Origin of the sequence: Alicyclobacillus dauci (assembly GCF_026651605.1) — a bacterium.
Lineage (GTDB): Bacteria > Bacillota > Bacilli > Alicyclobacillales > Alicyclobacillaceae > Alicyclobacillus > Alicyclobacillus dauci.
The window spans coordinates 4262244-4282367 of sequence record NZ_CP104064.1; the positions used below are offsets into that span (position 1 = coordinate 4262244).

The 20124-nt window shown below is 52.5% G+C and carries 12 protein-coding genes; 2 read left to right on the forward strand and 10 right to left on the reverse strand.

The features are described from left to right. Nucleotides 1-31 precede the first annotated feature (31 nt). The 7 genes from NZD86_RS21385 to NZD86_RS21415 all read right to left on the reverse strand — a co-directional run bounded on the left by NZD86_RS21385 (nt 32) and on the right by NZD86_RS21415 (nt 9577). Complete coding sequence (locus NZD86_RS21385; RefSeq protein WP_268044071.1) at nt 32-1306, reverse strand: polysaccharide deacetylase family protein; 1275 nt, start codon at nt 1304-1306, stop codon at nt 32-34. Between the two features lie 349 nt (nt 1307-1655). Beyond that, entirely contained in the window at nt 1656-3395 is a 1740-nt protein-coding gene (locus NZD86_RS21390; protein WP_268044072.1) for an MFS transporter, read from the reverse strand. Nucleotides 3396-3464: 69 nt separating this feature from the next. Next, the gene (locus NZD86_RS21395) at nt 3465-3902 is read right to left on the reverse strand and encodes a helix-turn-helix domain-containing protein (RefSeq protein WP_268046995.1); all 438 of its coding nucleotides are present in this window, start codon (nt 3900-3902) and stop codon (nt 3465-3467) included. 25 nt (nt 3903-3927) lie between these two features. Next, nucleotides 3928-4509: a hydrolase gene (locus tag NZD86_RS21400; protein WP_268044073.1), complete on the reverse strand. Its 582-nt coding sequence runs from the start codon at nt 4507-4509 to the stop codon at nt 3928-3930. Nucleotides 4510-5177: 668 nt separating this feature from the next. Next, nucleotides 5178-7694, reverse strand: coding sequence for a transglycosylase domain-containing protein (locus tag NZD86_RS21405; protein WP_268044074.1), 2517 nt, complete (start codon nt 7692-7694; stop codon nt 5178-5180). 72 nt (nt 7695-7766) lie between these two features. Beyond that, nucleotides 7767-8963, reverse strand: coding sequence for a D-alanyl-D-alanine carboxypeptidase family protein (locus NZD86_RS21410; RefSeq protein WP_268044075.1), 1197 nt, complete (start codon nt 8961-8963; stop codon nt 7767-7769). A 113-nt stretch (nt 8964-9076) separates the two neighbouring features. Next, the gene (locus tag NZD86_RS21415; RefSeq protein WP_268044076.1) at nt 9077-9577 is read right to left on the reverse strand and encodes a CcdC family protein; all 501 of its coding nucleotides are present in this window, start codon (nt 9575-9577) and stop codon (nt 9077-9079) included. A 425-nt stretch (nt 9578-10002) separates the two neighbouring features. Here NZD86_RS21415 and NZD86_RS21420 point away from each other — a divergent pair, with 425 nt between their 5' ends. Continuing rightward, the gene (locus NZD86_RS21420; protein ID WP_268044078.1) at nt 10003-13161 is read left to right on the forward strand and encodes an MMPL family transporter; all 3159 of its coding nucleotides are present in this window, start codon (nt 10003-10005) and stop codon (nt 13159-13161) included. 114 nt (nt 13162-13275) lie between these two features. Further along, entirely contained in the window at nt 13276-14148 is an 873-nt protein-coding gene (locus tag NZD86_RS21425) for an SDR family oxidoreductase (RefSeq protein ID WP_268046996.1), read from the forward strand. A 159-nt stretch (nt 14149-14307) separates the two neighbouring features. On the opposite strand, the gene NZD86_RS21430 is transcribed toward NZD86_RS21425, so the two are convergent. The 3 genes from NZD86_RS21430 to NZD86_RS21440 form a co-directional block, all read right to left on the reverse strand. After that, nucleotides 14308-16407, reverse strand: coding sequence for a peptidoglycan-binding protein (locus tag NZD86_RS21430; protein ID WP_268044079.1), 2100 nt, complete (start codon nt 16405-16407; stop codon nt 14308-14310). 92 nt (nt 16408-16499) lie between these two features. Continuing rightward, complete coding sequence (locus NZD86_RS21435) at nt 16500-17897, reverse strand: hypothetical protein (protein WP_268044080.1); 1398 nt, start codon at nt 17895-17897, stop codon at nt 16500-16502. A 4-nt stretch (nt 17898-17901) separates the two neighbouring features. After that, entirely contained in the window at nt 17902-19494 is a 1593-nt protein-coding gene (locus NZD86_RS21440; protein WP_268044081.1) for a DUF4855 domain-containing protein, read from the reverse strand. Nucleotides 19495-20124 lie beyond the last annotated feature (630 nt).

Consider the following 20124-nt stretch of genomic DNA (forward strand, 5'->3'; position numbering starts at 1 on the left):
TACGAACCCTCCAAACCCCTCAGTTCCACAATCAGTGCGTCACATTTCCCGTGTCATTCGTCGTTGAATTCTGACCCGAACTCGTTGGAGTTTGGCCTGTCGAATTTCCGTTTGTCGACGTTCCCGAACCACTAGTGTCCGAACGACTCGCGCTGTTTCCTGTGTCATTGGTATGGCCTTCAATCACGCCATTCGATGTACTGGTGGAATTCGACGATCCCGTTCGGTTCCCCGTATTCGCCGGCACGGTTCCATTGGACGTATTCCCGTTGCCCTTGTTCGACGTTGACTTCCCTCCAGTGGAGTTCGAACTGGTACTGTTCGTCGATGGGGTCCGTGTCGCTGCTCCACCACCCGCTCCAGTCGATTTCCCCGCACTGGCCGTACTTCCTGTATTTCCTGTAGCAAGTGCAGGAGTGGGCAACACGACCATCTTCAAGTGCATGGCTGCGAGCCCTTGTAAAATTTGTGGTAGCGCCTGTAGTGTCATTTGCTTGTCGTGCAAGTCAAAAACCCCGCCAGACGGCTGGTTGCCGAGCACACCGTGGACAATCTCACTCGGACTCTTGGCGGCCCAATCTCGTGGATCACGATTCCACAGTGCCAGAGTCATTCCATCGCGCTTCAGAATCTGCTCGGTGACATTGTTGAAATTCTCATATGGAGGCCGAAACAGACGCACCGGATGACCTGTCAATTGCTCGATGAGATGTGCATCATCATCAATCTCTGACAGTTGCTGCAGAGGGGAAACATTGAACAGACTCGGATGCGACATGGTGTGGTCCTCGACCAAGTTACCACTCTCCACCGCGTATTTCACCGCATCAGGGTATGCCTTCACGTTGTTTCCGATGTCAAAGAATGTCGCGTGCGCGTGGTACTTGTTTAATACATCAATAATCTGCCGCGTATAGGGTGATGGTCCGTCATCTATAGTCAAGGCCACCTCACCCGCCGGCACACTGTAGATTTCGGGCGCGATCCGGTTGGTCGAAATCTGATGGTAGTTTGCCATGTCCCAATGCGAAATCCCCGGGAGGTTCGTCGGGTCCGTCCACGCTGCGCCATCTTGTGCAGGCGGCGAGTCAACCGTTACGGTCGCCGTGTTGGTTGAATTGGACGAACTGTTGTTTGCCGCGCTGTTCTCCGTTGAAGTACTGCTATTTGTCGTCGCCGTTCCATTGCTTACATTCCCCTGCGACTCATTGGAAGGAGTGACACTGGTTGTGTGCGTTGGTGTGGTCGAAATGACAGATTGGGGTTTTGCAGCTGTCATCGAACCACAACCCACAATCGACGTCATACATAGCAAAGCGCCCGCTGCCGTAAAACATCTGCCCCTCATGCAGTTCCCTCTCTCGTCCTGTTGCCCCCTCATATTGAGTGAGGCTCGCGTGCTCGTCTTGTAAATTTGTCATAATCCGCTGTCCGTTGGTGTCGATGATGTAGACGTATCAGGGCGCGTATTTGTTTCAAAAAATCCGCGATTTGATATGAACTATGCTAATTACTCCTTGTCTTAATATAAAACAAGCTGGAAAAACCGTCGATGGTTTTTCCAGCTGAGGCTGGTCGCAATTTGGCGAAATCGAGAATGAAAACTAGACTGTCACTTTACGCCACGACAAATCAGTTGTGTGATCGCTTTGATGTCATTTTAAAACTTCCGGCCTTATCTCCTCGTCACGGTAGACAAATTGTTTACCCCCCAGCATGGAGGCAATGGCCCCGATGACGAGCATGATGAGAGAGATCACGAACGCCCAAGCAAGCCCGTGATGAAACGGTCCCGAAATCAGATTCGGAAAGAACTGCTTACCCGTAAGTGCCTCTGCCTGGTCCCTCGGCAGCGTGTGAAGAATATTCAATCCGTCCGATCCGAGCAGACTTTGCAATGGGTTGTACCCCAATAAAGCCGCAAAGAGTGACGCTGTGGGCGGTGTTTGCGCGATCACGCTCGCCGCATGCTGAGGCACGTCGTGTTCTACCATTCCGCTATACATGGCTTTCGGCAACGTTTGAGCCAAACCCGCAATGACGATAGAGAAAAACAGCCCCATACTCATCATCTGACCTGCATTGTTGAAGGTGGATCGCATGCCAGATGCAACGCCCCTGTACTTCGAGGGCACAGCATTCATGATGGCTGCACTATTTGGTGACGAAAAGAGTCCCATCCCCACGCCAATTACCAATATGTATGTCCAGAACAGCCAGTGATTGAAATTGGATGGGAGGGTGATCAAGAGCAGGAACCCAAATGCAGCGATCAATAGCCCCACCGTCGCGAACATGCGAGCACCAAATTTGTCGGATAGATATCCGCTCACGGGACCGGCCAACAGAAAACCAACCTTCTGCGGAAGCGTGTAGAGCCCGGCAACCAGTGGCGTGTTTTCATATGACACGCCGTGCAATGGGAGATAAATTCCCTGTAGCCAAATGATCAACATAAACTGAAGTCCACCCCGTGCTAGTGAGGACAGGAACGAAGCAATGTTGCCCGCACTAAAGGCGCGGCTCTTGAACAAGGAGAGGTGAAACAACGGCTGCTTGACGCGAGATTCAACCAGGACAAACAAACACAACATCAGGGCGCCGCCGATAAGACCTATGAGTACCATCGGATTGGCCCACCCCATGGTACTGTGTCCGTAGGGCATAATGCCGTAAGTCAAACCAAGCATGATGCCCAAAATACCAAGGCCCAAAGTAAGGTTTCCCGCTAAATCCATCCGCTGATGTGTGGATTGGCGCGCAACTTCTTTCAAAGCAAAAAATCCCCAAATGGTTCCAAAAAGACCAACAGGAACATTGACGAGAAATATAAACCGCCAATCCCCCGTTGCAGCCAATAGACCTCCAATCACAAGCCCTACAACGCTGCCGCCGACGGAAGCAATCTGATTGAGGCCGAGTGCCAACCCACGTTGATTCTCGGGAAAGGCATCCGTGAGAATCGCTGCACTGTTGGCAAACAAAAATGCCCCGCCAACACCTTGTAAAACACGAAACAAAATCAGCTCGATCTCGCCACTCGTCCCCTTACTCCAAGTCAGCGAGCAAAGAACCGATCCGATGGTGAAGACAAGAAATCCGAAATTGTACAGCTTCACACGTCCAAACATATCCGACAGCCTGCCGAATGTGACCAACAAAACGGTCGTAGCAACATTAAAGCCCAACAGAACCCACAATAGAAGGCCCGTCTGCCCACCCTGCAGTGGGTCTACATGCAAACCCGCAAAGATGACAGGTAGCGCAATAATCAGAATTGTCCCATTGATGGACGCCATGAGCACACCCAACGTTGTGTTCGTCAAGGCAATCCATTTGTAATGGGACTGTCGCAATGCCTGCTGTCCCATTTCATCTCCCACTTTCCAGTACACAATCTGTCATGCCGTCTCTCGTTGATAGACACGGGTCGGAATGCATCAAACGAGCCCCATAATTCGCTGTCACGGATCATCCTGTAACTCTTGAATCATTTCCTGGGCCCGTACGATCCGCACCTGATACGCATCCTTCATCTGCACCAGGCGCCCAACTTTCGTGTCTATTTGCCGCACTAAATCACCCAACATCTGCACGGAACTCTCAAGAATCTTCCTGCGTTCCTCAACGGTCAAGTTCCCGCCCAAGTCCTGTCGGTATGAATCCATTGCTTCCTCGACGCTGAGAACTTGTTTGATCTCTTGCAGCGAGTAACCCAGCGTCTCCTTCAGCCGCATAATTTGTTCGAGTTGTGCGACCGTCCTGTCGTCATACAGACGATGTCCCCCGCTCGTCCTGCGAACGGGGGAAATCAGTCCGACTTCCTCATAGTAATGTAGCGTCCGAGGCGTTATCCCCAAGCGCTGAACCACCATTTCAACAGTCAATTCTTGACTAGCCATCTTCACCTGGTCACTCCTGCTGTACTTACAGCGTTAAACTTGACACGATCTCGTCCGTAGACCGCACCCGGCCCATCCGCGGCATCAAATATTTCAGCGGATGCCTATGCTGCTCTTCGGATAAAGCCGTCATTGCATCCTCTACAAAGACTTGTTGATACCCCAATTGATAGGCTTCGCGGGCAGTCGTTTCCACGCCAATGTCCGTCGCGATCCCACAAAGCACAATCGTATCCACCCCACGCCTGCGCAGTTGAAGATCTAATTCCGTCCCGAAAAATGCCCCCCACTGCCGCTTCGTAACACACAAATCAGAGGACTTCGGCCCAAGTTCCGGCGCAATGACACTCCAATCCCTTGGTCGTTCCCCCGTGCTCGCCTGCGTCGGGGTGTCCGTCACCGGTTGCAACATATCCCGACCGTCATGAGAGTCCACATTGACCAGAACCACAAATCCGCCCTTTGAACGAAACGCATTCGCCAACTCCACTGTCTTCTTCAGTACATCCGTAGCCTTGTACGGTGCACACGGCAGCGACAAAATCCCCTTCTGCATATCAATGACCACCAGCGCGGTCTTCTCCATATCCAACTCAATACCAGCCATACCTACGCACACCTTTCATGGAAAATCCGAGTTTGCACTCAAACAAGTCTACGCTCCCAGAAAATGAACGTCAACGTAAGCTGTCGGTTTAAGTAGGGTAGACATTTTAGGGAGTCCAGCAGGGGCGCCGTTGAGGGGAAGGCAACACTGGCGTTTACCCACGTCGGAAATGTAAGGTGAGGAGAAAATGAGTAGGAGATTGCTGAGTAAGAGGAAGTAAAGATACTCCAGGGATATGAGGTTAGTTCGGGATGCTTGCTATTGGAGAACCACAGGCCCTTATGAAGTCGACTTTATCGTATGAGAGTCACTAGCGGAACGTGGTGGTCTTATCTGGCCCTTTGTGGGCAGTTGACACTTGGACAGCGGGAAACAAAGGTCTCCTGGTGCTCTGTTTGCGATTGGACAAAGCGAAAGTTGCGAACAAGGGAATACCGGGGCCTTGTCGCAGGCCCAAGCCCGGGCAACCCTCACCGCCCCCCACGAATACACGCCCACAAAACCGCGCACCCGCTCCACAACTCCGATCCTGCCCGCAAGCGCCCCAATCCACCCCCGCCCCCGGCCAACACATCCAAAGCCGCGCTCCGCGGCCTCACATGACGCAAAAAAGGCCGCCCCGCAAGCGCCCTCACGGCGGCTGCGTGACAGCCTCCTGCTACACTTCCTCAATGATGTCCATGATGATGATGTCCAGGGCCAGGACCTACATACCCAGTGGGGGCGGAACTTCCGTTCCCCGTGCCACCTTGGCCGGGTCCCGGACCGCCGCTACCCGGACCACCCGGACCATTGCCTGGGCCGGTCGAGCCCCCTGGACCGCCGCTACCGTCTCCCGGGCCGCCACCCGCCGGGCCAGTTCCATTTCCAGGCGGGACTTGGCCGCCACCGCCATCACCCTGACCTTGGCCTGGAGGTGTCACGTTTCCCGTGGCGACGGTCGTCGACACAGGGTTGCCAAGCGGTTGGCCGGAGTTCGGGTCAGTTGCTTGGACCGTGTACTGGTAGACCTGATTTGGCTGAACATTTGTGTCCACCAAGCTCGTACCTGTCGTCTGGCCAACTGGCGTTTGTTGATCGGTTGAGCCAGTTCCCATCGTTTGGCGCATGACGGTGTACGCAACGGTTGTCGGGAAGCCGCCGCTCCAGTTCAGGGTGACCTGGTTTTTCGCCGGATCGTAGGAGGCTTGAAGCCCCTGAAGGCCCGATGTTTGAGATTGCGAAGGCTGCTGTTGCTGTTGAACGTAGTTGACCCCGTCCGCCGTTCCCGTTACATACGGATACGGTCCGTTCGCAAACTGCTGTGGCTGCTGGTTTTGCAGGGCCAACGCGATCACGTCGTGGAACAGCTTTGCTGCGTTCGCGGACGGATCCACTGGTGACATCGTCATGTGGTTGGTGGGCGAAGAATGATCGTAGCCGATGTGAATGCTGCCGACAATCGTCGGTGTATAGCCGTCAAACCAGCCATCGCGAATCCAGTTCGGGTGGCTTCCGTTTAAGCCCGTATCGTACTGGACTGTTCCCGTTTTGCCCGCCACACCCCAGTTTGCCAGTTTCGCAGACTGACCTGTGCCGAAATCCACGACGTCCTGCATTAACCGTGTCATTTTGTCGGCCGTATCAGCTGTCATCACCTGTTTCTGTGAAGGTGATTCCTGATAAATCTCTGTGCCTTGTGCGTTGACGATTTTGGTGATGAGATACGGTTGGGATCGAACGCCTTGGTTCGCGAACGGTGTGTACGCGCCAACCATGTCCATGGGTGTTACGCCATTTTCCAAGCCGCCGATGGCAATCCCGAGGTGATTGTAATCACTGCTCGTCAGCGGGATGCCGTCCTTCGCGGCGAAATCAGCGCCCGTTTTCAAACCGATCTGTTGAAGCAGCCACACAGACGCGATGTTCTGCGACCACTCGATCCCGTACTGCAACGTCACCTTACTTGGACCGCTCGCGTTCCAGTTGTGCGGAGTGTACCCTCCACCGAAGTCCTGTGGTGCGTTGTTTAACACGGACGTATACGACCACTTGCCAGACTCAATGGCGGGTGCGTAGTCCATGATGGGCTTGATGGAGGAACCCGGTGAACTGGAACTATATATGCGATCCAACCCAAGCGACGTATACCCTTGTTTTCTCGATCCGGCCGCACCTAAAATACCGCCCGTTTTTGGGTCGACGAAAATTCCCGCTCCCTGGACGACTGTGCCCGACGTCGGGCCGGGGAAATCGCTGTCGTACTGACCACTCCAAAACACTTGATTGACGGCGTTTTGGACAGCGGGGCTGATGGTGGTGTAAATTTGCAAACCGCCCTGCTGAACCTCATCCGGTGAAATCTTGTGTTTATTTAAGTAGTCTAACAAGAAATTGGTGAGCAGCGGTTGGCTGTCCCAACCATCCCCCTGGAATGAGTGGAACTTGACGCCCAGTGGTGCTTGCTCAGCCTGTTGTGCCTGGGCTTCGGAAATGTAGCCCCAGTGAGCCATATTTTCTAGGACCTGATTCCGACGAGCAAGGGCGGCTTTCGGGTGTTGAAGCGGATCGTAGGCCGATGGCGCCTGCGGTAGCCCGGCTAACAGAGCTGCTTGCGGCAACGTCAATTGGTTCGGGTTTTTCTTCAAATCGATTCCGAAATAGCGTAACGCCCCTTGATCTGCTCCCGTGCTGCTCTCGCCCAGTGGAACGCGATTCAAGTACATGGCGAGAATTTCTTGTTTGGTGAAATTGCGATTGATCTGCACTCCAAGAATGATCTGTTGAAATTTCCGCGAGAATGTTTTATTCGCCGTCAGATAAGTGATTTTGGCCAACTGCTCAGGGATCGTGCTTGCACCCTGTGCCAAGCTGCCGGAAAACACGTCAACAAAGGCGGATCGGAACACGGACTTGATGTCGATCCCGGAATTCGTCCAGAACGTGTGATCCTCCGTTGCGACAATGGCGTTTTGCAAATTCTTTGGAATCTGTTGATACGTTAAGTCTGTGTTTTGTGAACCTAAAGTCATCAACTTCGAACCGTCACTAGCGTATACAACAGACGGTTGGTGCACCTTTTCAAGCTGTGCGGCCTGGAAAGGCATAAAACGGACTGCCAAATAAAAAACAAGGGCAATCAGTAGCACCAAGGTGATGACCAATCCAGCCAAAATGGATATCCACCGCCGTACCAAATGCGGCACCTCCTAGTCTGTGAGGTCGCTTCCCTGTGTTGACTGACCACCCTTACCGCCATGGTTCATGGGGTAGCGAATTTAGAGCCGCTTCAACCTCCACGTGTAGCTGGGACCGCTAATTGCCGTCACAGTCTTCAATGGAATGGTCTGTTTCTGATTTCCCACGGAAACGGTGAGCGTCGCGACAGTTTCACCAGCATTCACGTGACTCTTCACATTCTTTGCTGGTGCAACGACCTTATGAACTTGCATCCCAGGCCAACCAATCATATCGACCGCTTTCCCAGCGTGCAAGACTTGTGCACTTGCCCATGGCGCTTGGACCGTGGCAACAGGCTGATCGGCCGTGACCACATGCACTTGACGAACCGTCGCCTGAGCTTCTTGGGAAAGCTTCACGCCCTCATCGAGTGCTGTCATGAGTTCCGATGGACCCTTCGTCTGTCCGAGCACGGCACCAACTAGCAAGACGTTTTTACCGCCCACTTGTTTTTGTGAAGCGAATACGAAGCAACCTCCGGCTTGCGAAGTGCTGCCAGTTTTACCGCCGATAATCCCGCCATGTCCAAGACGGGCGTCGACATTGTACACGAGACCTGCAACTGGAAGCTGTGCTTGTGCTTCGCCCACAATGGTTTTGAATGCATCCATTTGCATTGCTGCCGAAAATACCTTCACTTGGTCCACAGCCGTACTGGCACTCGCTGGGAGATAACCACTGGCGTCAGCATATGTCGTGTGAGTCATACCCATTGCCTTTGCTGTGGAATTCATATCTTGTACAAACTTGTCGACGCTTCCGTCGGACCAGTTCGCAAGCAAAGTTGCAACGTTGTTGCCGGAGGGAAGCATCAAGCCCTCGAGCGCCTGCCGTTCGGTCAGTTTTTCGCCTGCCTTCACAGCGAGGACAGATTGGCCTTTGGACTTATCATCCAAATACGTTTTGTAGTCTTCATTTGTGACCGTAATGGTCGGGCCGTCCTGGCCCACACCTAACGGGTGCTTCTTGAGGACCAAATAAGCGGTCATAACTTTCGTGACACTGGCGATAGGTGTCGGGGTTTGGGCACCAGACTGACCCATGTCGCCAATGCCCACTGCAGTCAATGCTGCCTGTCCTTCTTGCGGCCAGTCAAGGTGAGGCGCTGATCCAGGCAGCGTTTGAACTGTCGCACCTTCCGCTTGAACGGTTAAGTGCGGAAGCGGTCGGACGAATTGAACGACGGGGATGGCAATGATGACGAGAGCGATGATGATCCACTTGATGCTGCGCACGAGTATCCTCCTATAATATCCTTGCTGGTGCTGATGGGGTTACTACAACTCATTTGATACAAATCGTTTAAGAGGTTGTCTGACCGTACCTCCTATGGGGGAGAACAGTCAAATTAAGCTTTGGACTCGACAGACGATTCGCTCGGTCCGCGCTCGGAAATTCGGCGATACTGCATATACATAGCGAGTCTCCATGGAAGCAGCATGCCGAAAGCAAGCACAAAAAATAGTGACCCTGTTTGATAGATATCAACGTATTGCTCTACCACACTATGCAAGATCATGCGAAGAACAAGCAACCCCAAAAGAATGTAAATAAACGCTTTCGATCGTTGCAGGTAGACATTGCCGTCTCGCATATACATTTTTGACGTGAGAATCAGTGGGTAGCTTAAGACGCACCCGGCAAGGAATGCGATGACAGCATATTCAAACCGCTCATGCGTGAACGGAAAAATGTACATCAAAAAGCCAGTGCTCATCATCACGGGCGGGATTAAAATCTTTCGCGCATTCGTGGGCCGTCGAGACGCACGCATTCGAACGACGATGACACTGAGCGCAAACACCACCGCGATCACCGATGCAACGACCGTGGCCACTGAACTATTCATACCAACCCCTCACTTTCACAAATCCGTAAGATGTTGTGCAATTGTTATCCCAACTTGCACGTTGATGTACATACCCTGCCAGGAGTATACCATCAAAACAGTGTCGTAAATTTGAACGGAGTCCCACAAAATTACGACATATTCACCTTCATTTCAAGTAATTATTCCCAAAAATGTATTTCATTCTGGATCATTTCCGGAATCCACTAATCATCCCGCTTTTCGGGTACGCTAATCGACGATATGACGGATTTCTGACATTGCAGTCCATTTCAACGTCAGGATCGCTTTCTATCCTTTTATTGACTTCTCTACCCTTGCTAAAATGTTAAGCGATTGAACTACATACCATACGTTACTCATGAATCTCCAGGGAGGATCCCAACCTCAGTAACATGTGGCCACTGGGCAAAGGAGAACTGCAGGTGCTTGAACGCTATGCTACTTTTATCCACAAATTTCGTTTTCTGATCATGATTGTATGGGTCGTATTAACCGCCGCGGCCTACGTTGGATTGCCTTCACTCAGTGAAGTGGTGTCACACAAGAGCACTCAGTTTCTTCCGAGCAATTCCACCGTCGTCGTCTCCCAGAATCTGCTCCAGCAAATCAATCCAAGTCAGACGTCAAAGAGCACTGCCGTGGTCGCAATGAACAACCCTCGTGGGCTGACCGACGCGGACAAACAGTATTTCCGTGACAAACTGTCCGCTCTCGACCGCAATCACGAAAAGTACGGAGTAGAGAGCGTCCAAGACGTGTACAACACAGACGCCTCGGTGTCGTCGAAATTTAATAGCAGCGATCACACCGTTCAGATCGCCGTCATCGGCTTTCCCAAACAAGACGTTGACCAAGCCACGGCCGACTCGCTGAAGCATGTCAAATCAGTTTTCTCGGACCCGCCCAAAGACGCGAAGATCCTCTTTACGGGCGACGTACCGATCCAGCAGGACCAAGTCAGCATCTCCTTGAACGGAGCAGCGAAGACAGCCGTCGTCACCGTCATTCTGGTGCTCGTCATCCTGCTCATTGTCTTTCGATCCGTCGTCACGCCCCTCGTCACACTTCTCGCCATCGGCCTGTCTTATTTGATGTCGAGCAGCATCGTCGGTTGGTTGGGCAGTCTGGGCTTGCCCGTCTCGACGTTCACGAACACATTTCTCATCGCCATTATTTTTGGGGCCGGAACGGACTACTCAATCATCATTTTGAACCGGTTCCGGGAGGAGATCGGGCACGGCCAAGAGGGCATTTCGGCGCTTGCCTCCGCGCTGCGCGGCATCACCAAAACGGTCATCTTTAGTGCACTCACCGTCTTTGTCTCATTCGCGATTCTCTACTTTGCACACTTTGGACTGTACCAAACGGCCGTAGGTGTGGCCGTAGGGATTTTCATCACGCTCGTCGCTTGCCTCACGTTCATTCCCGCCCTCATTTTATCGCTGGGGAGAATCGTGTTTTGGCCCCGCAAAATCGGCAGTGGCGTGGCCCACAAGCCCTCTCGCATCTGGGGCGCTACAGCTCATCTGGCCCTCAACTATCCATGGCGAACGTTGCTTGGAATCGCCATTGTACTCATACCAATCGGTCTCCTGTTTACCGACAAACGCACATTCGATCCGATGTCGGACATCCCCGGAGCCCCGTCGGTCACAGGGTTTAACACGGTGGCACGAGCATTTGGGCCTGGTGATGTCATGCCGATGGACATCGTGATCAAGTCTCCGCAGGACCTACGGACGTCGGAGGGCTTGACGACCATTGAGAACGTATCCAACGCCGTGGCAAAATTGAACGGCGTGCACGAGGTGGACAGCGCGACTCGTCCTCAAGGGAAAGTCATCCAAGCGTTCCAACTCGCCAACCAAAACACGCAAGCGGCAAGTGGATTGAGCCAAGTACAAAACGGACTAAACAGCCTGGCTAACCAGTTCAACACCGTGTCCGGGTCACAGGGGACACAAAAGTTGGTGAGCGGCGCACAAGGCGTCAGCCAAGGCGCGAACGAGCTCAGCCACGGTCTCACCCAGACAGCCAGCCAAACCGGGCAACTCGTGCAGGGGGCAGCACAGGTTCAGCAGGGTGCTCAAAGCTTGGCGCAGGGCCAGAATCAATTGTCCAAGGGGGCCAGTGCGACCGCGACAGGCGCTCGTCAAGTGGCGGCCGGACTCGCCCAAGCTTCAGAGGCCGCTCAACAAGTGTCGAACGGGGCAACACAATTGAATCATTCCCAAGCGCAGTTGGCACAAAGTGCATCAAACCTGGCCAACGCCCTCGCCGCCTGGGCAAAAGCGCATCCGTCAGCTACAGCCGACCCGAGTTGGCAGCAAATCGAGAAACTCGCACAGGGAACTGCACAAGGCGTCAGCCAAGCTGCAAAGGGGACTCAACAACTGAGCAACGGAATGAGTCAACTCAGCGGATCGCTATCAAAGTTACAAAATGGTGCACAACAGGTGAGCAAAGGAACACAACAAGTTGCTGTGAGCGGGCAGAAACTTGCGGCCGCTTCGGCGCAGATCGCAAATGGATCCAAACAGGTTGCGACGGGAACCGGTCGACTTCAAACGGGCCTACAACAACTGTCGCAGGGAGCAAACCAGTTGGCGAGTGGATCCTCGCAGTTGGCGGGCGGGGTATCCACACTCAGCAGTTCGTTAAGCCAACTGAACACTGGTTTAGTCAAAGCGAACCAGGCATTGAATCAGCTATCAGGAGGCGTCGGCCAAGTAAGAGGCGCGCTCAATCAGTCCTCCAAAGCGACGAGCACCGGGAATCCCGGATTTTACGTTCCCCCTTCCGCACTCAACAACGCCAGTATGCAGAAGGCCATTGATGCCTATGTCTCGAAGGACGGTCATATTGCCGACATTCGTGTGATCCTGAGCACGAATCCGTACAGTATGGAGTCTATCAATCGCATGCCAGCCATTCAGCAACAGGCCGAGGCGGCATTTATTCAAAGCCCCATCCATTCAGGCCAGATGTACTTGTCAGGCACGACCCCGACACAAGCAGAGCTGAATCGGGTGTCTTCGGCGGACTTCACCCGGACTATGGCCTTGGTCCTTGTCGCCATTTTCCTGATTTTGGTACTGTTGCTTCGGTCCATCATCTCGCCACTGTACATTATCGCGTCCCTAGCGGGCACATATTTTGTGACGATGGGCATTCTTCAGACCGTGTCCGTTCACGTTCTCGGCAAGGCGGGTGTCAGTTGGACCATCCCGTTCTTTGTCTTCCTGCTGCTCGTTGCACTTGGTGTCGATTACTCCATCTTTCTGATGTCGCGGTTCGACGAGGAACTCAAATCTGGGCGCCCCTCCATTCGATCCGCCATGCACAGCGCCATGAAAAACATGGGCAACGTCATCTTTTCCGCAGCCGCCATCATGGCTGGAACATTCGGGTCCATGGCTGTGGCGGGCGTGACATCGTTAGTCGAGATCGGGATATCGATCATCGTAGGTCTCTTCGTTTACTCGTTTATCTTGCTGGCGTTCTTTGTCCCGGCCTGCGCTGCCGTCGTGGGAGAGGGGCACTTCTGGCCGTTCCGCCGTCCAGACGATTCTGCGCGTTAAGCATATAATCCGCGCTGTCATCCAATATAAGACAGTACGTTATCTTGGACGCGTGGAGGTCATCGTGTGACGCAACAAAAACAAAATGCTTCTGCCAACTCGCAGACTCAAACAATGCCTGTGCAAACGACATCGTATCCAACTTCGTTCCCGCCTCAGCATCAAACGCAGCAACCAGGTATTGAGGAAGTGATGAATCCGACGCCCCAGAGCAACAATTTGCGCTACAAAGGAAGTGGCAAACTGACTGGGAAAGTCGCCGTCATTACGGGCGGCGACAGCGGAATCGGACGCGCTGTGGCGATTGCCTTCGCCAAGGAAGGCGCCGACGTCGCCGTCATCTACTACAACGAACACGAAGATGCGGACACGACAGCGAAGGACCTTTCGCAATACGGTCGGCAGTGCCTGACCATTCCTATCGACGTCAGCGATCCCGACGCCTGCAAGAAAGCTGTCAACGACACAGTCGCCAAATTCGGTAAGCTGGATATCCTCGTCAACAATGCCGCCGAACAGCAGCCCCAGAACAGTATTCTCGATATCACGCCCGCACAGTTGCAGAAGACGTTTGCCACAAACGTCTTCGGCTACTTTTACATGGTGCAGGCGGCGCTTCCACACATGAAGCCCGGCGCTTGTATCATCAACACGACATCGATCACGGCCTACGAAGGCAACGAAACACTCATCGACTATTCAGCGACGAAGGGGGCTATCGTGACGCTGACGAGATCGCTCTCGCAATCTCTCATCAAGCAAGGAATTCGGGTGAACGCAGTTGCACCGGGCCCCATCTGGACGCCCCTCATCCCGTCGACGTTCGACGCCAACCAAGTGGCACAATTCGGGAGTAACACGCCCATGGGGCGAGCCGGGCAACCCTGCGAACTTGCCCCAGCCTATGTGTATCTTGCAAGCGAAGATAGTTCGTATGTGAGTGGTCAAGTTTTGCATGTGAATGGAGGCACTATTGTCAACGGCTAAAACGGAATTGCAGCAGCTTCCACGGACGATTCATCGTTAAACCAACACCCATAGCGAACAAGGTCCCGCCCAATGGAGTTTGAGCGGGACCTTTGTTGATGTCAGCGAATTTTGACGAGTTCACTTAAACATGGGGTCCAATCCGCACCAGAAGTTCGGTCAATGTTGCGAAACGAGCGTAACCGATCCATTTGCCGGAATGACGCCACTGATTGGCGTGCCGGGTGCCTTGCCGCCACTTACTGCAGGTGTCTGGGCTGCAATCTTGATTTGGTACATACCGTTTGTCGGCGATGGCGACCCGGAAACAACAAAGTCTCCGTTGTGAAGGGTCGCAATCTGTTGCGATGGATTGGATGGATTGTAAACAGGTACAGATGTCTGTGTCCCGCCTTGGTTTCCCACTTGGACGCGGTACACGTTGGTCAACTGAACATATTCGGAGTCGACCCATCCGAAGTTCGGAATGTGGTACCACGGCATCACGAGGCCCCCTGCCATGCCCTGTTTCACTTGATCCACAGTCACGGTGGTACCTTGTGGAATGGTCGGAAGACTCGCAGGCGTGCCCATGTACTGAGTCCACATTTGATAGCTCCACACACCATCCGGTTGCGCCATGTTCATGACTTGTGATTGGAACTGTTTCACCGCGGCTTGAGTTGCTGGACCAAACTGTCCGTCGACGGTCAATTTCAATCCCAACTGCTGATTGAGGAAAGTTTGTACTTCACGTACTGCCTGGCCTGCGCTATTCAAACGAAGCGGGCCAAAGAACATGGAATCCATTCCTGTACCCATGTCCGAGAAATATGGAACACCGTTGTAAAATTGATTGGAAAGAACAACTCCAGTTGCCCCGTTGAAGTAGAACACAGGCTCCACACGACTTTGTGGCTGTGGAACAGTTTGTGAGGATGGGTACTGCTGATAGTCGTTGATACTGGAACCAATCGATGATGCGAATTGACCCATCAGACTTCCAATACTCTGTGCCCACTGCTGATCTGTCGCGTAGTGCACATTCATACCATCAAGCGTTGGCTTTACGTATAAGGAAGCACCGGGCTCGAGGTAGTTATTGCGCACTTCCCAGGCCTCGAAACGTATGGCATAGTCTTCACTCGGAAACATGCCCGCATCTGTGCCAGGGTTCGAGTCAAAGGCACCGTAGCCGAACAAGTTGTTTTTTTGCAGGGATATCTGACTTTGTCCCCAATAACTCTCGAGAATGGCATGAGAGACTAGATAGTTTGCATCTACACCATACGTGTTCTGAGCGTCCATGAAGGACACGCCAAGACCGGTCATAGGTGATTTGTTGTTGAGCAGATATTGATCAATACTCGACGCATTCACATCCGCCGGTGCGGGGAAGCGAAGATCTACATTGTGATATGTAGAGCTCGATGGCGGCGTTGATGGTGGTGTTGTCGGTGGCGTCGACGGCGGCGTTGATGGCGGTGTCGACGGCGGTGTCGGTGGTGGCGTCATTTTCCAGGTTGTGCCTTGCCAATCGGATTGGATGCCGGATCGCTGCAGTGCGTTCATCACGTACCACGTTGGCATGAACATAGTTGCCTTGTTGGAGGCGGGATCGACATGGACGACTCCGTCCACGCGTGCGACGACAGTCCCATTGATGGCGATGGACGTGCTGCCTTTCCCGTATTTGATTTTACTGTAGTCAATATTTACGCCAGCCGAGCTCGGAATGATAATATTCCAAACATTGTTCGACCAAGTGTGTGTGAATCCCATTTGGTCCAGTGTGTTCATGACATACCAAATGGGCATATAGTCCGTGCTATTGTAAGTAAAACCCATCGGAGACGTAATGAGCTTGCCGTTGTAGTAAATCTGTTTTGTCTCCATGTGCGTCACAGCTTTGCTTGACGCTGGGAGGCTTACCGGCTGTGATTGGAACGCACTCATCGCCTTGGTCAGTGCACTCCACGTTTCGGGGCCGACCCCGCCGTCAACCGTGAGGTGATGAGCCGCTTGGAATGCCTTGACTTGCGCGGCTGTTTGCGATCCAAAATCGCCGTCCGCTTGCCCCACTGTGAATCCGAGTGCGTTCAAGTCATTTTGTAGCTGTACAACAGCATCCCCTTTGGATCCCATTTGCAGAGACGGTTGCCCTGCCGTTGTGGTTGTCGATGCCGTTGTTGAAGATGTTTGCGCATAAATCGTGGCCGGCACAGCAACTGAGAGAAGTGTCGGCAGCGTCATTATGGCAAGCAAACGATGAGTCTTCAATGGTGAACCTCCACTTCTCTCAACCCGTATTCAGATTGGCCCCTGGGAGGGCGTCTTTCATTCCCTGGACCAACCTGAATCTGGGGTTCATATTACTGAGTGATATCAACGCGGTGGACGACAGGTCCCCCCGTACCGAGTTCGATGTCAAGGCTGCCCAATGTCACGGTGCCACCAAAATCCGGAAGCATTTGATTCATCGTGATAGTTAAGCCGTTATCTTGGGGGATTCGAATCCGAATCTGATCAGTTGGTGAAACCTGTAGTTCACGACTGTCCAATGTGGACGCAGACTGCCACGTGCTATCACCCGGGAGCTGATACTGTACGTCTCCAAGCGTCGAGGTATAGCTGAACCACTTTGTCCCGGAAAGACTCGGAATCGATAAAACCCATGTCCCGCTTTCATTCGTCAAGTGCATTCCGTCATAGAATTGATAGGTATTTGTAATAGCGGCTTGAACGTCTTGATTCGACGGGAAAAATGGTTTCCCGCTGCTCGTGGCGCCCGTAAAGGTTGCCGTTGCCTCGTCTTCAATCGGATAGTCGATCTGATATGAGTTTGCACCCGTTACACGAAATCCTTGTTGATTGTCTGCAAGATTCGACATTATTTCAGTCAATTCCTGCGGGGTCAACAAGTCTGTTGACTGAATGCCAGATGGATTTAGACCAACGATGTTGGCCCAATCTGAAGGGTCCGCACCGGGCTGAAATGCCCCGTTCTTCAGGCCAAACGCATTCCACAGAATAGTGTCCGCAGTTTTGGCATCAATGGCCGCATAGGCGCCCGAGTGGGTTGCTGAGGGTGGTTGATATATGCCCTTGGCAATGGCGCTCTGAACGATGCCCCAGTGCGAGTCAGAGGACGCGATGTCGTCGTATTTGCTTGCACCGGTTGAACTTGGTGTCACACCGAATTGTTTCTCCACACCCTGGAGGAACTGCCACGTGGCAACCTCGTTGGCGGGAAGCTTGGGTTGCGGCTGCACTGCGTTCTTCAGAACCCAAGTCGTCCCGTCCCACGGAGAGTCAATCCCCACACGCTCGAGCAATTGCTGCGTATACCAGATGGGAATAAACGTGGTGGGTTTACCAGTCGACGGATCGATGGCGGCAATACCGTTTACCTTGTGCATTAATTTGCCGTTGATTTCGAGCGAAATTTGACCTGTTCCCACTTGAATATTGGAAGTGTCCACGGAAAAACTGCTTGGCACGGTCATGTTCCACACGTTATGATTCCACGTGCTCTTGATGCCTAGTTGTTCGAGGGTGTTCATGACGTACCATATGGGCATGTACATCGTATTGTTATAGGCAAAACCGTATGGCTGTGTAACCGTCTTGCCATTCAGGACGATAGCCTTCTTTTGCATCTGATAATGCGGTGTCGATGCAGCTTGTGCGACGGATGCGAAAACCGGCCACGCGCTCATCGCCGCCACGCCCGTCAGTGCAATGAGTGCCCCAGTTCGACGTTGATTCATGACATCACTTCCCTTGAATAAATGCGGCTGTATTGTCGTACGCAGCTCGCTGTGTCGGATCGGTTGAATTAGCGGCAGTGACCAACAGTTTCGATCCGTCATAGAACGCGTGAGTCACTTGATCCCGCCCGAATCCTTCCATATCTAGTTTGCTGAGAAAAGTGTTGTAGAGGTCCTGGTTACCGGCGTCCAGTCCGGTTAATTCCACTTCGATTCCCATGCCATCCAGATTTGCCGTTTCCATCGCATTGCTAATACGTACCTCGTCGGCGGCGTTTCCTTGCTCAACAAAATTTGGCTGAATCCAAGCTGCATCGAAGCCGAGATCGTTCCATACAGATGTTTGGTCAGCCCCATAGAATGGGATCCAAAACAGTGGTAACCCATTGTCGTGTGCCGCTTTGAGCCCAGCGTTCAGATAGTCGCGTTCTCCTGGGTTGGCACTGTGATACTGTTCCTCGTTCCAGTAGAGTCCCACAAGTTGCAAGTGCTGAAAGTTCGCAGTCTTCCAACGCGTTAAGAGACTATTGATATACCATTGCAGAGCTGCCTGCCTAGCCTGTGAAGCGTTCGGGTCTTGGGTTGAGCCGCCAAAGTTCAGTTCTTGTCCATTCACCATACCGAAGTCGTGTGTGCCATATGGGAAATTTGGAATAGTTAATACGACTTGCTCCTTGTAACTAGGTCGGTTCAACGCCGTGTTCGTTGTCGCCACAGCCTGGTCGAGGGCGCTGAGTTGTTGTCCTGGCGCAAACAAATCGTTGAGATAGCTCGTGAGTGCGGACTCTGTATCCCCGACAGTTCCGTAAGGAAGAAATAGCATGGTATCGAACATCGGCGACGTCATTTGACCACTTTGGTCCGTGTACGCCACCATGGGCCGAAAGTCGTTCGCAGACCAAGTCCCTTGGTTGCCGTACGCACCTGTCTCTACCAGAAGCATATTGTGAATGCCGTGCGCATTCTTTGCGGTTGGCGAGAGCGGCCCCATGTCCGTTGTAACTCCGCCTATCGATGTCAGTTTCGATGGATCCTGTCCAACTTGCGTGGAGCTCCCTGAGACTTTGAGTCCCCTTACAAACACCCATATAGCGACGGGAATATGTAAACGAACCGCATCGGCCTCAACACCTGCCGATTGGTTGAACTGAAAGACTTGCGTACTGACACTTTGGCCGCTTTGCGGCAATGCTGTTGTTCGTTTCCCCGCCGAGTACCACTGTCCATTTTTTTGAAATTCAAATTGGACATAATCCGGGAAATAAATGCCTAATTGAGGATTTTGCAGTGCTGTAATTTCTATGTGCTGGACATCGACCGGCTTGGGAAATTGAATTGTAATATCTCGACCTGTCTGGTGGCTGAAGCCTCGCCAACCCGACTGACCTGTAATGGAGCCTTGGTAAGCCGACTCTTGTTGCATAAACGTCGAGTCTGGTAGTCCTGTTACCTGTGTTGATAGAGAACCGAGGCTCGTGAGATTTTGCTGGGAGGCGATTGGTGACGTGGCAGCAAGTGCCGTGGGAGCTTCAGCGAGAAGCCCGAGTGTGATGGTGGCTGTTAGTCCCATAGCCCATCTTCGATGCTGTTTTTTCATTACTCTTCCTCCAAAAATTGGTGTAGCGGTGGATGCCCTACCAATATCGTCTCAGACAGATAGAAATCAGACAATAGTTTAGACGACAAAATCGATCAAAATGTTACATGAATTGGGCAACATTTATTGAAAATTCCTTGTACCATACTATCATTCCAATTCATGGAAGACTTTTGGGTTTCCGTGTTTTAAGATCCGACGGTTATGTTCAAGAAAAAATAGAAAGGATAGACCAGTTGACGGCGTAATCGGCGTCTCATATAATTCAGTTAATGTTAATCAAAGTTGTTTGCAGTGTGGACGCGATGATCCCATCACCGATACTTGGGCACATAGGTCTTGGGGGAGTGAATTGTGCAACCGGCCACCTATTTCAGGGTGGTTTTTTGGCGTTGTGCCCAGGGCTGCTCCTCTTGAAACTCGTAGGATAATGAACGCTGTCTTATGGAAGATTGTCGGGCATCATGCGAGCGGGTGGATGTGGCCATATTAGGGGTCAAAGGGTAAAGGGAAAGAGACAGATTAAAAACCAGACATAGCCGCAAAGGCTGACGCAACGGAATGATTTTATTATTGGATCGGGTATGGAGACGGGTGGGTGGCTCCCAATAGGATCCACCCACCCGTCTT

Bases quoted from the DNA above. Each gene is read 5' to 3' on its own strand.
- NZD86_RS21440 (WP_268044081.1), bottom strand. From the start codon at position 19,494: ATGAAAAAACAGCATCGAAGATGGGCTATGGGACTAACAGCCACCATC.
- NZD86_RS21435 (WP_268044080.1), bottom strand. From the start codon at position 17,897: ATGAATCAACGTCGAACTGGGGCACTCATTGCACTGACGGGCGTGGCG.
- NZD86_RS21395 (WP_268046995.1), bottom strand. From the start codon at position 3,902: ATGGCTAGTCAAGAATTGACTGTTGAAATGGTGGTTCAGCGCTTGGGG.
- NZD86_RS21415 (WP_268044076.1), bottom strand. From the start codon at position 9,577: ATGAATAGTTCAGTGGCCACGGTCGTTGCATCGGTGATCGCGGTGGTG.
- NZD86_RS21425 (WP_268046996.1), top strand. From the start codon at position 13,276: ATGCCTGTGCAAACGACATCGTATCCAACTTCGTTCCCGCCTCAGCAT.
- NZD86_RS21385 (WP_268044071.1), bottom strand. From the start codon at position 1,306: ATGACGTCGATTGTGGGTTGTGGTTCGATGACAGCTGCAAAACCCCAA.
- NZD86_RS21400 (WP_268044073.1), bottom strand. From the start codon at position 4,509: ATGGCTGGTATTGAGTTGGATATGGAGAAGACCGCGCTGGTGGTCATT.